Origin of the sequence: Streptomyces hirsutus, from assembly GCF_001418415.1 — a bacterium.
In the GTDB taxonomy this organism is placed as follows: Bacteria; Actinomycetota; Actinomycetes; order Streptomycetales; family Streptomycetaceae; genus Streptomyces; species Streptomyces hirsutus.
The window spans coordinates 1-15,004 of the sequence record NZ_LIQT01000601.1; the positions used below are offsets into that span (position 1 = coordinate 1).

General features: G+C 72.1%; 14 protein-coding genes. 4 read left to right on the forward strand and 10 right to left on the reverse strand.

Annotated features, from left to right (window positions below):
* Window positions 1-197: 197 nt before the first annotated feature.
* The gene (locus tag AOK11_RS35455; protein ID WP_055597757.1) at window positions 198-1,385 is read left to right on the forward strand and encodes a S1 family peptidase; all 1,188 of its coding nucleotides are present in this window, start codon (window positions 198-200) and stop codon (window positions 1,383-1,385) included.
* 272 nt (window positions 1,386-1,657) lie between these two features.
* On the opposite strand, the gene AOK11_RS35460 is transcribed toward AOK11_RS35455, so the two are convergent.
* Complete coding sequence (locus AOK11_RS35460; protein WP_055597758.1) at window positions 1,658-2,245, reverse strand: snapalysin family zinc-dependent metalloprotease; 588 nt, start codon at window positions 2,243-2,245, stop codon at window positions 1,658-1,660.
* A gap of 274 nt (window positions 2,246-2,519) precedes the next feature.
* Between AOK11_RS35460 and mgrA the strand changes: the two genes are divergently transcribed.
* Entirely contained in the window at window positions 2,520-3,563 is a 1,044-nt protein-coding gene (mgrA, locus tag AOK11_RS35465; protein ID WP_055597759.1) for an L-glyceraldehyde 3-phosphate reductase, read from the forward strand.
* Between the two features lie 91 nt (window positions 3,564-3,654).
* Window positions 3,655-4,137: an MSMEG_6728 family protein gene (locus AOK11_RS35470; RefSeq protein WP_055597760.1), complete on the forward strand. Its 483-nt coding sequence runs from the start codon at window positions 3,655-3,657 to the stop codon at window positions 4,135-4,137.
* A 122-nt stretch (window positions 4,138-4,259) separates the two neighbouring features.
* Here the strand turns inward: AOK11_RS35470 and AOK11_RS35475 are convergent, their stop codons facing one another.
* From AOK11_RS35475 to AOK11_RS35510, 8 genes are all read right to left on the reverse strand, one after another.
* Window positions 4,260-5,546: an ABC transporter substrate-binding protein gene (locus AOK11_RS35475; protein ID WP_055597761.1), complete on the reverse strand. Its 1,287-nt coding sequence runs from the start codon at window positions 5,544-5,546 to the stop codon at window positions 4,260-4,262.
* Window positions 5,543-6,685, reverse strand: a complete 1,143-nt coding sequence (locus AOK11_RS35480; RefSeq protein WP_055597762.1) for a branched-chain amino acid ABC transporter permease — start codon at window positions 6,683-6,685, stop codon at window positions 5,543-5,545. The genes AOK11_RS35475 and AOK11_RS35480 overlap by 4 nt, the downstream gene beginning before the upstream one ends.
* On the reverse strand, window positions 6,678-7,574 hold the full coding sequence (locus AOK11_RS35485) for a branched-chain amino acid ABC transporter permease (RefSeq protein ID WP_055597763.1): 897 nt from the start codon (window positions 7,572-7,574) through the stop codon (window positions 6,678-6,680). Before AOK11_RS35485 ends, AOK11_RS35480 begins: the two co-directional genes overlap by 8 nt.
* Window positions 7,571-8,374, reverse strand: a complete 804-nt coding sequence (locus tag AOK11_RS35490; protein WP_055597764.1) for an ABC transporter ATP-binding protein — start codon at window positions 8,372-8,374, stop codon at window positions 7,571-7,573. Before AOK11_RS35490 ends, AOK11_RS35485 begins: the two co-directional genes overlap by 4 nt.
* Window positions 8,371-9,192 carry an ABC transporter ATP-binding protein gene (locus tag AOK11_RS35495; protein WP_079035285.1) on the reverse strand — a complete coding sequence of 274 codons (822 nt, stop codon included), beginning with the start codon at window positions 9,190-9,192 and terminating at the stop codon, window positions 8,371-8,373. Before AOK11_RS35495 ends, AOK11_RS35490 begins: the two co-directional genes overlap by 4 nt.
* On the reverse strand, window positions 9,189-10,226 hold the full coding sequence (locus tag AOK11_RS35500; RefSeq protein ID WP_055597765.1) for a FecCD family ABC transporter permease: 1,038 nt from the start codon (window positions 10,224-10,226) through the stop codon (window positions 9,189-9,191). The genes AOK11_RS35495 and AOK11_RS35500 overlap by 4 nt, the downstream gene beginning before the upstream one ends.
* The gene (locus AOK11_RS35505; protein WP_055597766.1) at window positions 10,223-11,269 is read right to left on the reverse strand and encodes a FecCD family ABC transporter permease; all 1,047 of its coding nucleotides are present in this window, start codon (window positions 11,267-11,269) and stop codon (window positions 10,223-10,225) included. Before AOK11_RS35505 ends, AOK11_RS35500 begins: the two co-directional genes overlap by 4 nt.
* Before the next feature lie 73 nt (window positions 11,270-11,342).
* A complete protein-coding gene (locus tag AOK11_RS35510) occupies window positions 11,343-12,374 on the reverse strand; it encodes an HAD hydrolase-like protein (protein WP_055597767.1) in 1,032 nt (343 codons plus the stop codon).
* Between the two features lie 71 nt (window positions 12,375-12,445).
* Between AOK11_RS35510 and AOK11_RS35515 the strand changes: the two genes are divergently transcribed.
* Entirely contained in the window at window positions 12,446-13,738 is a 1,293-nt protein-coding gene (locus AOK11_RS35515) for a DUF1015 domain-containing protein (protein ID WP_055597768.1), read from the forward strand.
* 100 nt (window positions 13,739-13,838) lie between these two features.
* Here the strand turns inward: AOK11_RS35515 and AOK11_RS35520 are convergent, their stop codons facing one another.
* Window positions 13,839-14,648: an FUSC family protein gene (locus AOK11_RS35520; protein ID WP_055597769.1), complete on the reverse strand. Its 810-nt coding sequence runs from the start codon at window positions 14,646-14,648 to the stop codon at window positions 13,839-13,841.
* Window positions 14,649-15,004: the final 356 nt, after the last annotated feature.

Sequence of the window (15,004 nt, forward strand, 5' to 3'; positions counted from 1 at the left end):
TGTGCCGGGTACCGGCCCGGCGAGGCCGGGCCGGTACCCGGCACAACCGGACGAGCGAGCGAGCGAAGCAGCGGATTCCGTCATTGGCATGGACCTGATAGCCCGCGCCCGCTAGGCTCTGCCCGACTCAAATGAGAGCGCTCTCAGATTGCGTTTGTTCCACCCCCACCTCGTTGGAACGACGAAGGGCATCTTCCATGAGACGCATCGGACTCACGCATGCCTGCGTGGCCGCACTCCTCATGATCGGCAGCTGGACCGCGGCCGGCGCTCCGCCCGCCTCGGCGAGCGACACCCCGGGCTCCGGCTCCCCCACCGCCTCCGCCGCATCGACACGATCCGCGCCGGCCTCCGCCGCCCTGCTGCAGGCCATGCAGCGGGACTTCGGCCTCTCCCCCGCCGAGGCCGAGGAACGGCTCGCCGCCGAACAGCGGGCCACCGCACTCGAGCCCAAGGCCCGCAAGGCCGCCGGACCGGCGTACGGCGGCGCCTGGTTCGACGAGAAGAGCGAGAAGCTGACCGTCGCCGTCACCCCGGACGCCGACGCCGCCACCGTCCGCAGCCTCCGGTCCTCCGGTGCGGCCGTCCGTACCGTCGAGCACAGCGCTCGCCGGCTCGACGCGACCGTGTCACGCCTGGACCGCCTCGACGCGCCGTCGGGCGTGAGCAGTTGGTCCGTGGACCCGGCCGCCAACACGGTGGTCGTGAACGTCGTCAAGGGCGAGCCGGCCGACAACGATGTCCGGCGGTTCCTCTCCGAGGCCCGCGAGGCAGGACCGGTCACCGTGCGGACCGTGCGGGCGGCCGCCGAGACCTTCGCCGCCGGAACGGTGGGTGGTGACCCCTACTACACGGGCAACGTCCGTTGCTCCATCGGCTTCTCGGTCCACGGCGGCTTCGTGACCGCCGGTCACTGCGGCGGCGTGGGCGGCCAGGTGCGGGGCTGGGACGGCTCCTACATCGGCAACTTCCAGGGCTCCTCGTTCCCGGGCAACGACTACGCGTGGGTCAACGTGGGCAGCGGCTGGTGGACGGTTCCGGTCGTACTCGGCTGGGGAACGGTCTCCGACCAGTTGGTGCGCGGCTCCAACGAGGCCCCGGTCGGCGCCTCGATCTGCCGGTCGGGTTCCACGACCCGCTGGCACTGCGGCAGGCTCCTGGCCAAGAACGAGACCGTCAACTACAGCCAGGGCGCGGTGCATCAGATGACGAAGACAAGCGTCTGCGCCGAAGGCGGCGACTCGGGCGGTTCGTTCATCAGCGGTGACCAGGCGCAGGGAGTCACCTCCGGCGGCTGGGGCAACTGCTCCTCCGGGGGCGAGACCTGGTTCCAGCCGATCAACGAGATCCTGGGCCGCTACGGGCTGACCCTGCACACGGCATGACCGGCCCTCAACGCACGTAGCGTCAACGACACAAGCCCCGCCCCCGAACAGCCGTTCGGGGGCGGGGCTTGCGATGGAGCGCTGGGCAGGCCTTGCACCTGCATCTCCCCGCAGGAAGCGGGGCGTCTTTCCTTGGACCACCAACGCACGGGCGGGCTCCGGGAGTTCCGGCGCCTTGACCTGCGTCAACCATAGCCGCATTCGCCTCGGTAGTCACATCGGACGGGTGAGTGGCGTGCGCGGTGGCCCGGCGTGCGTGACAGGACCGCCGGTCAGCCCCTGATCAGCACGGCTCGGGGCACCGTTCCCGGCGCCCCCGTCTGTTCCGGCACGCCGGAACGGGTGCCGGCGAAGTTCTCCTCGACCTGCGCCCTCTCCGCCGCGTTCGGGTGACGATTGAGGCATGCGGTTCCCGCGCTGGAGCCGGACATCAGACTGGAGCAGGGGCCCGGCTTACGGTCCGGCAGGCCCAGGATGTGACCGAGTTCGTGGGCCGAGATGCGGACCGTGTCGTACCCCTGGTTCACGGCTTGGCGCCCGATGTAGACGGTGCCGTTGCCCAGGCTGGTGGGCAGGGCGCGCGGCCAGCCGTTGTCCGCCAGGACCCGGATGTTGGCGCGCTGCCCGGACGCGGCCGGGCGGAGTTCCACGGCGTCGACGCTCTCGTTCCAGATCGCCGCACCCCGGTCGACGGCGGACCTGAACTCCGCGGAGCCGCTCGCGTCGTAGGTGAGCAGGCGGGCGGCCGAAGTCTGCTCGGGGGCGCCGGACGGGGCGGCCACGGCCTGGCCGCCCCACAACAGGGGAGAGGAAAGCGCCAGAACCGCGGCCAGGCTTCCGGTCAGCGTACGGATGCGCATGATCGACCTCCTCGTGGGGGCAGGTTAGTCGTGCTCATGACACTCATCGCCTGCCTGCCCATCCGGCGGGGGCGGCAATCCGTCAATCGACCCGCGCCGGTCCCGTACACCGGTCCGCTGCCACCACCGAGCCCCCGCCTGGTCCCACGGTTCAGAAGCGGCATCGCTGAATTCCATGAAAAGGATCGGTTGGACTTCCGGATCACGCGGGGGCACTGTGGGCAGGGTTCCAGAGTCCCTCGGACACCCCTGAACCGCACCCGGAGACCACTCGATGAACCACGTGATCAATCCCGAGCGCTACGACGGCACCATGCGCTACCGGCGCACCGGGCGTTCGGGGCTCGACCTCCCCCTGCTGTCCCTGGGCTACTGGCACAACTTCGGTGACGACCGGGCCTTCGGGACCCAGCGCGAGATCGCGCTGCGCGCCTTCGACCTCGGCATCACCCACCACGACCTCGCGAACAACTACGGACCGCCCTACGGCGCCGCGGAGGTCAACTTCGGCCGGCTGATGAAGCAGGACCTCGCCCCGTACCGGGACGAACTGGTGATCTCCACCAAGGCCGGCTGGGACATGTGGCCGGGTCCCTACGGTCAGGGCGGCGGATCGCGCAAGTACATGCTCGCCTCGCTGGACCAGTCGCTGAAGCGGATGGGCCTGGACTACGTGGACATCTTCTACTCCCACCGGCTCGACGCCACCACTCCCCTCGAGGAGACCATGGGCGCGCTCGACACCGCGGTCCGCCAGGGCAAGGCGCTCTACGTCGGCATCTCCTCCTACGACGCCGAGCGCACCCGTGAGGCGGTCGCCGTCCTCCGGGACCTCGGGACCCCGCTGCTGATCCACCAGCCCTCGTACAGCATGCTGAACCGCTGGATCGAGACCGAGGGTCTGGTGGACGTGGCCCAGGAGGAGGGCTTCGGGATCATCGGGTTCACGGCGCTGGCGCAGGGGCTGCTGACCGGGCGCTACCTGGACGGTGTGCCGCAGGGTTCGCGGGCGACGCAGGGCAAGTCGTTCGACACCGCGTGGCTGACGGACGACATGCTGCACCGGCTGCGCGCCCTCAACGACATCGCGGCCCGCCGTGGGCAGACGCTGGCGCAGATGGCGCTGGCCTGGGCCCTGCGGGACCGGCGCGTCACCTCGCTGGTCATCGGCGCCTCCCGCACCGAGCAACTGGAGCAGAACGTCGCCGCGCTGGACAACCTCGACTTCAGCGGCGAGGAGCTGGCCGAGATCGACAAGTACGCCACCGACGGCGGCGTCGACCTGTGGCGCGAGGCCCGCCTCGGCAACCTGGGCTGAGCAGAGGGGTGTGCACCGCGGCGGAAGGGGAACCGCGACGGGGTGGGCCGCGTTCCGCGGCCACGGTGGCCCCAGCCCTCGGGACGGCCCGATGCAGACGTTTCTGCCCTACCCCGGCTTCCACGAGTCGGCGTCGGTACTCGACCGGCGCCGGCTCGGCAAGCAGCGGGTGGAGGCGCTCCAGGTCCTGCGCGGCCTCATCGTGCCCGGCTACGGGTGGCGCCGGCACCCGGCGGTTCGCATGTGGACCGGTTACGAGGAGGCGCTGGTGCGCTACGGCCTCGAGATCTGCCGGGTCTGGCGCGACCGGGGGCACCAGGACGGCTGCGCCGCCACGCTCGTCGCCGATCTGGCCACCGTCCGGCCCGGCGCACCGGTGCGCGGTCAGCGGGAACTGACCGAGGCGGGTGAACTGCCGCCCTGGCTCGGGGACGACACCCTGCACCGCAGCCACCGTTCGGCCCTGATGCGCAAGGACCCGGTCTTCTACGCGGAGTACTTCCCCGGAGAGCCGGACGACCTGCCGTACGTCTGGCCGGCCTCGGACCGTTCCCCCCGGTTCCTCCCCGGCTGAGGCCGCCGTTCCGCCACCCTCGCACCGCCCGCGCCCTGTCCGGCTCCGCCCCGAGCGCACGGATATGCCCCGGCGGTCCCCTCCGCGGGGTCCGCCGGGGCGGGCCGGACGGTGCGGTGCGCCTACCGCCCGGACAGGTACTCCTCGACACCCGGAGCCGTGTGCGCGTCCTCGGCGTTCACGACTCTGCCGACCGCCTTCGCGTCGGGCTTCAGCACATACGTCTCGACGCTCGCCGGACGGTCGACGTCGGAGAAGTTCTGCGCGGTGCCCAGGCCGGTGTCGGCGTTCTTCTGTGCGCGGTGCGCCTTGAGGACGTCCTCGCGGCTGAGACCGCCCGCCTCGCAGGCCGCCTTCAGGTCGGCGCCCATGAGCTGCGCCGCGTTGTAGCCGGACAGCACCCCGGAGTCGACGGGCGAGTCCGGGAACTTCTTCTTGTACGACGCCACCATGCTCTGGACGCCCGGCAGTTCGGAGCTGACCGCGGGCGCGGCGCTCACGACGTGCAGCATGGCCGCCAGGGCCGGCGCGGCGGGGGTCTCCATGAGCTGCGGTGCGTAACCCGGCGCGCTGCTGACCACGGGCACGCGCAGGCCGCGGGAGGCGGCGACGCCGACGAGGGAGGCGGTCTGGGCGGGGCCCGCGCTGATCAGGACTGCTTTGACGCCCTCCTTGCTCAGGGCGGACACCTGTGCGGACAGGTCGGTGTCCGTGGCCTGGATCTTCTGCCCGGCCACCTTCAGGCCGGCCTGCTCGGCCGCCCATGTGGAGCCTTCCAGGGCGTTGCTGCCGTAGTCGCCCTCGAAGTAGACGTGGCCGATCGTGTCGCCCTTCTTCAGGCCCTTGGTGCGGGTGAGGAAGTCGACCGCGGCGATCATGTCGATGTCGTAGGTGGTGCCGAGAACCTGGATGGCCTCCTTGCCGAGCAGGGAGGCCGCCCAGGCCTGCGGGAAGGTGAGCATCTTGTCCCGCTCGATGTCGTCGAGCAGGGCGGCGACGACGGGCGAGCCGATGACCTGGGGCATGGCGACGACGTCCGGGGCGAGGTCGGCGTAGGCGGTGACGGCCTTCTGCACGTCGTACCCGTGGTCCTTGACGACGATCTCGATCCGGCGCTCGCAGATGCCGCCGTCGGCGTTGACCTCGTCGGCCCACATCTGCTGGGCCTGCACGATGCTCTTGCCGAGCGTGGCGTAGGGGCCGGTCAGGTCGGTGAGGGCGCCCAGCCTGATGCTTTCGGCGCCGATGCCGGGGCCGGTGCGGACGCCGTCGGCTGCGCCGGCGCTCTTGTCGCCTCCGCCGTCGCCGTCGTCCGCCTTGGAACTGCATCCGGTGGCCGCGAGCAGCAGGACGAGGGCTCCGGCGAGGGCGGCGCCGGTGGTACGGCGCCGGTGATGCGTGGTGTTCACGGGGTGTGCTCCTTGGGTCGTGCGGTTGCGGCCGGTTGCGGTGGTGAGAGGGCTGGGTCCGTGGCGGGGGGCCGGGGGCGCCGGCGCCGTATGCGGTCGCGGGCCCGGCGGGCCAGTCCGTGCAGGCCGTCGGGCGCGTACAGCAGGACGAGGACGATCGCGGCGCCGTAGAGATAGCGGGCGGCCTCGGTGGGGCCGACGGAGCCGTCGGCCGAGCCGGGGGCGGCCACCAGCGGGAGCTGGTCGGCGTAGCGGGTCATGAGCAGCGGGAGCGCGGTGACGAAGACGGCGCCCGCGGTGGCTCCGGCGACGGAGCCGAGCCCGCCGATGACGATCATGGCGAGGTAGTCGACGGAGAGGACCAGGGAGAAGTAGTCCGGGACGACCCGGCGGAAGGAGAGGGCGAGGAGCACGCCCGCGAGCCCGGCGTACATGGACGACACCACGAAGGCCGCCGAGCGGTGGCGGGCGACGTCGACGCCCATCACGGCGGCCGCGGTCTCGCTGTCGCGCAGGGCGGCCAGGGCGCGGCCGGGGCGTCCGCGCAGCAGGCCGCGGGCGGTGAACCAGGTGAACGCGAACAGGGCCAGGCCCAGGAACCACAGCCGTTCCTCCGCACCGAACGGCACGCCGAGCACGGTCAGTTCGGGGTCGCCGGCCCCGAAGGTGAAGCCGCCGAGGGTGAGCGGTGGCACGGAGCGGCCGTTGAATCCGCCGGTGACGGAGTCGGCGGTCAGCAGCACATGGTGGCCGAGGAAGACCAGGGCGAGGGTGGCGATGCCCAGGTAGATGCCGCGCACCCGGGCGGCGACGGGACTGAACAGTCCGCCCGCCGCGCCGGCCAGCAGTACGGCGAGAAGGGCGGCGAGGGCGGGCGGCAGCCCCGGTCCGGGCTCACCCGCCAGCCAGGTGTAGCCGTAGGCGCCGGTGGCGAGGAAGAAGGCGTGGCCGAGGGAGAGTTGTCCGGCGGTGCCGGTCAGCAGGGCGAGGCCGACGGCGCCGATGGCGGCCGCCATGGAGAACAGGCCGATGCGCAGCCAGAAGGCGTCCAGGTAGAACGGCGGGAGGCACAGGACGACGGCGAGGCACACGATCCGTGCTCCTCGGCCGGTCAGGGCTCCGGGGATGCGGTCAGACACGGGCCGCTCCCTTCGCGCCGAACAGCCCCGTGGGCCGTACCAGGAGCACCAGCAGCATCACGGCGTACGGGGCGACGTCGCCGAAGCCCTCACCAAGGACGTGCAGGTCGGACTGGTAACCGACGACCAGCGCCTCGGTCAGGCCGATGAGAAGGCTGCCCGCGAGGGCCCCGGCCGGGGAGGCGAGCCCGCCGAGGATCGCCGCGGGGAACGCGTTGAGTGCGATCAGGCCGGTGCTGCGTTCCAGGCCCGGTGCCGGGAAGGCGGCGAGGAACACGGCGGCGAGGGCGGCGAGCGCGCCCGCCAGGCACCAGGCGCCGGCGCGTACCCGGCTGAGCCGTATGCCCATCAGGGAGGCGGCCTCGAGATCCTCCGCCGCCGCCCGCAGGGAAAGTCCCCAGGAGGTGAACCGGAAGAGCGCGAACACGCCGCCGATGACCACGGAGGACACCACGATCGCCGCGAGCCGGCTGTCGGCGACGGTCACCGGGCCGAGGTCGGTCACGGCGTCGCCCCACGGGTCGCCGAGGGACAGCAGGTCGCCGCCGATGCGCCGGGCCAGGTCGGTCAGCAGGACGATGTCGATGCCGATGGTGACGATGGTCTGCACGTGGGCGGAGTGCGCGTCCTGTCCGCCGCGTTGCAGCAGGAACCGGTCGAGGGCGCCCGCGAGGGCGGCGGTGGTCAGGATCGCCAGCGCCAGCGCGCCGGCGAAGCCGAGATCGTCGTGGAGGACGGCGGTCAGGTAGCCGCCGAACAGGAGCAGGGAGCCGTGGGCGAAGTTGAGGACGCCGGACGCCTTGAAGATGACGACGAAGCCGAGGGCGACCAGTGCGTAGACCGCGCCGAGGGCGATGCCGCCGAGGACGTTGTCCAGGAATACGGTCATGCCGCGTCCTCCCCCTGGGTGTCGGTGCCGAGGTAGGCGCGCAGCACCTCGGGGTCGCGGCGGACCTCGTCGGGGGTGCCGTGGGCGATGGACCGGCCGAAGTCGAGCACGGTGACGTCGTCGGCGAGGCGCATGACCAGGCCCATGTCGTGCTCCACGAGGACGATGGACAGGCCGAGTTCGGTCCGCAGTTCTCCCACGACCTCGGCCGTGCGGGCGCGTTCGGCGGCGTTCATGCCGGCCACCGGTTCGTCGAGCAGCAGCACACGTGGCTCCAGGCAGAGGGCGCGGGCGAGTTCCACGCGTTTGCGGTCGCCGTACGACAGGAGGGCGACAGGGCTGTCGAAGTGGGCTCCGAGGCCGGTCAGTTCGGCGATCTCGCGGGCTCTTGCGAGATGCCGGCGCTGTTCGCGGACGGCGCCCGGCAGGCGCAGCGCGGTGGCGGCGAAACCGGCGCGGGTCAGGGCGTGGCGGCCGAGCATCAGGTTGTCGGCGACCGTTCCGTGGGTGGTGACGATGTTCTGGAAGGTGCGGGCCACGCCGAGCGCGGCGATGCGGTGCGGGGCGAGCCGGGTCAGTTCGGTGTCGCCGAGGGTCACCGTGCCCGCGGCCGGGCGGCACAGGCCGGACAGCACGTTGAAGCAGGTCGACTTGCCGGCGCCGTTGGGTCCGATGATCGCGTGCACCGTCCCGGGTTCGACGGTGAGGGAGACGGCGTCGAGGGCGGTGAGTCCGGCGAAGCGCACGGTGACGTCCCGTACGTCGAGCACGGGCGGCGCGGTGGTGGTGCGGTCGTTCACGCCGCCCCCTGGTCCTCGGCCGCCTCGCCCAGGTAGAGGCGGCGTACGGCGTCGGTGCGGGCGAGTTCGTCGGCGGGGCCGGACAGGCGGGTCTCGCCGACCTCCAGGACGTGGGCGTGATCGGCGAGGGAGAGTGCCATGCCCGCGTTCTGCTCGACCAGGAGCACGGCGGTTCCCTGGGTGTTGATCTCGCGGATCACCTCGGCGATCCGGTACACCATCCGGGGCGCGAGGCCGAGGGACGGCTCGTCGAGGAGCAGCAGCGGGGTCTCCTGGGCGAGCGCCATGGCGATCCACACGCGCTGCCGCTGCCCGCCGGAGAGTTCGTCGACATGGCGTTCGCCGAGGTCGGCGATGCCGGTCCGGGCCATCGACTCCTGGACGACCCGCTCGTCCTCGGTGGACCACTGACGCAGGATGCCCTGGTGCGGATACCGGCCGCGCCCCACCAGGTCGGCGACGGTGATCCCGTCGGGCGCGATCGACGACTGGGGCAGCAGTCCGAGGGTGCGGGCGACCTTCTTGGCAGGCATCGACTGGATGACCTGACCGTCCAGCAGCACCCGTCCCCGGCTTGGCTTCAGCATCCGGGACAGCGCCCGCAGGAGCGTGGACTTGCCGCAGGCGTTCGGGCCGACGATCACGGTGAAGGAGTTGTCCGGTATCTCCACCGACAACTGCTCGGCGATGACACGCTGGTCGTAGGCGAGGGTGACGTCCTCGGCGGACAGTCGGTTCACAGTGCTCCTTCGGTTGTTCAGCCCGCCGGTCTGTCGGTCGGCCGGTCCGTCGGTCGGTCCGTTGGTCGGTCGCCTCATATCCGGCCCGCCCTGCGTTCGGTGACCAGCAGCCACAGCAGGTAGACACCGCCGAGCACGCCGGTGACCACGCCCACCGGCAACTGTCCGGCGCCGAAGGCCCGCTGCGAGATCCAGTCGGCGCTCACCAGCAGGGCGGCGCCCATGCACATCGCCGGCACCAGGTTCGGCCCGGGCGAACGGGTCAGACGCCGGGCGAGCTGCGGCGCGGTGAGCGCGACGAAGCCGACCGGCCCGGAGGCGGCCGTCGCCGCCGCGGTGAGCAGGACCGCGGACAGCATCAGCACCAGCCGTACGCGCTCCACCCGGACCCCGAGGGCGTACGACACGTCGTCGCCCATCTCCATCATCCTGAGCCCACGGGAGTTGGCGAGAACCAGCGGTACGAGGAGGGCGCACAGCGCGAGCAGGGGCCAGACCTGGTCCCAGTCGCGGCCGTCGAGGGAACCGGTCATCCAGACGATCGCACGGGCCGCGTCGACGATGTCGGACTTGGTGAGCAGATAGCCGTTGACCGCGGTGACGACCGCCGAGACACCGATACCGACCAGGACCAGCCGGTATCCGTGCACCCCCCGCTTCCAGGCGAGCAGGTAGATGGCGAACCCGGTCGCCAGTCCGCCGACCAGGGCGCCGAGGGCGACCTGGTTGGCGGTTCCGGAGAACAGCACGATCACCACGAGCGCGCCGGCCGTGGCGCCCTGACCCAGCCCGAGGACGTCCGGGCTGCCCAGCGGGTTGCGGGAGATGGACTGGAACAGCGCACCGGCGAGACCGAGGGAGGCACCGACGAGGAGCCCCACCAGGACCCGGGGCAGCCGCAGTTCGGTGACGATGAATTCCTGGCCCGGGTCGCCCTCGCCCAGCAGCGTCCGGACCACGTCGGCGGCCGGTATCGGGAAGTCGCCGGTGCCGATCAGCACCACGCTCGCGGTGAGCGCGACGAGCAGCAGCAGGGTGCCGACGACGAGAGTGCGCACGTCCACCCGGAGCGAGAGGCCGCCGGGGGTGCGCACGGCACGGTGGGTCTTCACAGCTGGGCCGTCCTCCGCCGTCGTACGAGATGGATGAACACCGGGCCGCCGATGATCGCGGTGACGATGCCGACCTGGAGTTCGGCGGGCCGGGTCAGGACGCGGCCGATCACATCGGCGCCGAGCAGCAGTACGGGCGACAGGACCGCCGTGTACGGCAGGATCCAGCGCATGTCGGGTCCGGTGAACGAGCGCACCACGTGCGGCACCATCAGACCGATGAAGGCGATCGGCCCGCAGGCGGCCGTCGCGGCCCCGCACAGCAGGGTCGCGGCGAGCATGGCCAGCCCTCGTGTGCGGTTCAGGTGGGCGCCGAGGGCCTTGGCGGTGTCGTCGCCCATGGCCATGGCGTTCAGCGGCCGGGCGAGCAACAGCGCCAGGACGAAGCCGGTCAGCAGGAACGGCAGCACCTGCTGGATGACCGCACTGTTCGCCGAGGACAGCGATCCGACCGTCCAGAAGCGCATCCTGCCCAGGGCGGCCTCGTCCAGGATCATGACCGCCTGGAGGTAGCCGAACAGCGCGGCGGTGATCGCGGTGCCGGCGAGTACCAGGCGCACCGGTGTCGCGCCCCGGCTGCCGCCGAGGAACCACACCAGCGCCCCGACCGCCGCAGCCCCGCAGAACGCGAACCACACGTAGCCGGACAGTGAGGTGACGCCGAAAAAGGTGATGGCCGTGACGACCGCCGCGGACGCGCCCGCGTTGATGCCGAGCAGTCCGGGATCGGCCAGCGGATTACGGGTCAGCGCCTGGAGGACCGCTCCCGCCAGGCCGAGCGCGGCACCGGCGAGCGCGCCGAGAACGGTCCGTGACAACCGGTCGGCGACGACGGCGTCGCCGTAGGTGCCCGAATCCTCGAACAGGCCGTGCCAGACCTGTTGCAGGGACAGGTCCTTCGCCCCGATCGCGATACTCGCCAGGGCGACGAGCACCAGGATCACGGCGGAGAGGAACAGCCCTGGGACACGGAGTGGCGCCCGGCGGTTCGGATGCGCGGGGGCGGTGTCCGCGCGCTGTTCGGGGGGACTCTCGACCAACACGCAGTTAGGTTAGCCTACCCTCCTATTCGATCACGATTCCTCGGATCCCCGGCCGTCCGGTACCGCGCACTCCTCACAGCCCCAGCCGCGCCAGCGCCTTCCCCCCGTCCAGCCGGCACCCGCCGTCGCCCGCCGCTGTCCACGCCGCCGCGCACAACGCCCGCAGCCCGTCCAGAGCCGTACCCTCCCCGTCCAGCTCCAGGCGCTCACCGGCCGCCGTCGCCGTCCAGCCACCGCACCGGAACCCGCCGCCGTCCGCCGCGACGACCTCCGGCTGCCCGGTGAGCATCCCGCGCAGATCGGCGTCGACGAAGGTCGGCCGGTGCTGTGGCGGCGCCGCCAGCAGCTGCGCCCCGTCGGTCACGCCCGTGAGCACCAGCAGGGAGTCGACACCGCCGTTGAACGCGCCCTCGATGTCCGTGTCCAGCCGGTCGCCCACCACCAGCGGCCGCTCGGCGCCCGTCCGCAGAATCGTCTCCCGGTGCATCGGCGGCAGCGGCTTGCCCGCCACCTGCGGCTCGGCGCCCGTCGCGATCCGTACGACCTCCACCGCCGCCCCGTTGCCCGGCGCGATGCCCCGGCCGCTGGGGATCGTCAGATCCGTGTTGGAGGCGAACCACGGCACCCCGCGCGCGATCGCGTAACTCGCCTCCCCGAACCGCCCCCACGGGAAGTCGGGACCGCCGTATCCCTGCACCACCGCCGCCGGGTCGTCGTCCGCCGACTCCACGGGCGTCAGCCCGCGCTCGCTCAGCGCCACCCGCAGGCCCTCGCCACCGATCACCAGCACCCTGGCCCCCGGCGGCACCTGCTCACTCACCAGCCGCGCGACCGCCTGCGCCGATGTGATCACATCGGCGGCCTCCGTCGGTATCCCCAGCTCCGTCAGATGCGCGGCGACGGTGTCCGGCGTGCGCAGGGCGTTGTTCGTCACGTACGCCAGGTGCATGCCCCCGGCGCCGGCTGCGGCCAGCGACTCCACCGCGTGGACGATCGCCTTCCCACCCGCGTACACCACACCGTCGAGGTCGAGCAGCGCCGTGTCGTACGCCTCGCTCAGGGCCTGCCCACTGCCCTCGGGCCTCGTCCTGACGCTTCGGCTCATGGTGCATCGCTCCTCGTTCGACGGCTTTCCCCGATCATCCCCCATGTCACCGACACCCGTACGATGCCTGGATGAAGACTGCAGGTCCCTCGGAAGCGAAGGTGCGCCGAGGCCTGGAACTCACCCCGTTCCGAGGCCTTCGTTACGACCCCGACCGGGTCGGCAGCCTGGCCGCCGTGACATCCCCGCCGTACGACGTCGTCGTCCGCCCGGACGGTCTGCATCACTTGCAGTCCGCCGACCCGTACAACATCGTCCGGCTGATCCTGCCCGAGGCCGAAACCCCCGAAGCCCGCAATGCCCAGGCCGCCGAGACCCTGAACCGCTGGCGGGCCGAGGGCGTCCTGACCACGGACCCCGAACCCGGTCTGTACGTCTACGAACAGCGCGACGGCGACGGTCTGCTGCAGCGCGGGCTCATCGGCGCCCTGCGGGTGTCGGACCCCGACGAGCGGCTGGTCCTGCCGCACGAGGACGTCATGCCGCACATCGTCGCCGACCGCGCGGCCCTGATGCTGGCCACCTCGGCGAACCTCGAGCCCCTGCTGCTGACCTACCCCGGCGACGGATCGGCGACCGCCACCGCCGACCTGATCGAGCGCACGGCCAAGACGCCTCCCGTCCTCGCGACCACCACGGAGGACGGCTTCCACCACCGGCTGTGGTCCCTCACCGGTCCCGAGGACCTGGCCACGGTCCGGACCGACCTGGCCGGCCAGCAGGCGCTCATCGCCGACGGTCACCACCGCTGGGCGACCTACCGCCGCCTGCGCGCGCAGCACCCCTCCCCCAGCCCCTGGGACCACGGCCTGGTGCTCCTCGTCGACACGGCCCGCTACCCGCTGCGCGTGCGCGCCATCCACCGCCTGCTGCACGGCCTGCCCGTCGCGGACGCGCTGGCCGCCCTCGACGGCCTGTTCCGGGTCCGCCGCATCGACGCCGCGTTGCCGGAGGCCATGGATGTGCTGGCCGGGGCGGCCGGGGCGGGCAACGCCTTCCTCCTGGCCGGCGACGGCGCCTTCCACCTGGTCGACCGCCCGGACCCGGATCTGCTGTCCCGTACGGTCCCCGCCGACCGCCCGGAAGCCTGGCGCACCCTGGACGCGACGGTCCTACACTCCACGCTCCTGGACCAGGTGTGGCACATCCCCGAGGACTCCCCGGCCCACATCGCCTACATCCACGACACGGCCGCGACCGTCGAGAAGGCGGAACGCGACGGCGGTACGGCGGTGCTGATGCATCCGGTCCGCGAGGAAGTCGTCCGCGACCTCGCCCGCCAGGGCGTCACCATGCCGCGCAAATCGACGTCCTTCGGCCCCAAGCCGGCCTCGGGGCTGGTACTGCGCGCGTTCGACGTGTGACGCGTCGCCGGTAACGCACGAAGGGGTGGGATTCCCGGTCGGTGAACCGGGAATCCCACCCCTTCGTGCGTCCGGACGCTCAAGCGCCAGGCGTCAGGCGTCAGTCCTTGTCGACGTCGGTCTCGGCCTTGTCCGCATCGCCGTCGTCCGGGTCCGGGTCCGTGCGCACGTCCTCGGTCTCGGCCTCGTCGGCCGAGGTGTCGGAAGCGGCGTCGACGTCCGCGTCGGCCTCGTCATGCGCGTCGATGAACTCCACGCCGTCCATCTCGGCCAGCCGGTCCGAGGCGTCGGTGCTGCCGTCCCGGTCGGCCTCCACGGCCTTCGCGAACCACTCCCGGGCCTCGTCCGCCCGGTCGGCGGCGAAAAGCGCGTCGGCGTACGCGTACCGCAGCCGCGCGGTCCACGGCTGTACGGCTTGGGACGCCAGCTCGGAGCTCTGGAGCGTCACAATGGCGGCGTCCAGTTGCCCCATGTCGCGCCGCGCACCGGCCGCGACGAGCCGCATCTCGACCTGCCCGGCCTTGTCCAGCTTCTGCACCTCGGGGGCACCGGCCATGTCCAGCGCCTTCTCCGGCCGCCCGAGCCCACGCTCGCAGTCGGCCATGAGGGGCCACAGCTCCGCGGTGCCGGTCATCCTCCGCGCCGCCCGGAACTCGGCCAGCGCCTCGGAGTACTTCTGGTTGGCGTACGCGGCGAAGCCGGCGGCCTCCCGTACGGCGGCGACGCGCGACGCCAGCCGCAGCGCCACCTTGGAGTAGCCGTACGCGCCCTCGGGGTCCTCGTCGATCAGCCGGGCGACCATCACCAGGTTCTTGGCGACATCCTCCGCGAGCGTCTTGGGCAGGCTCTGCAACTCCTGCCGTACGTCCTTGTCGATCTCCTCGCCCGTGACGTCCTCGGAGATCGGCAGCCGCTTGATGGGCTCCCGGTCGCGCTCCCGCTCCTCACGGAACCGGCCGCCACCGTGCCGGTCGTCGCGCCCACGGAACCCACCGGGCCGCCCGCCACGGTCGTCCCGGCCACGGAAGCCACCGCGTTCGCCGCCACGGCTGTCGTCGCGACGGAAGCCGCCCCGGTCCTCGCGGTGGTCGTCCCGGCCGCGGTATCCGCTCCGCTCGCCGCCACGGGTGTCACCGCGGCTGTCGTCCCGACGGAACCCACCACGGTCAGCGCCCCGGTCCCCGCCCCGGCTGTCATCACGCCCGCGGTAACCGCCCCGCTCGCCGCCACGGCTGTCACCACGGGTGTCGTCCCGACGGAACCCAC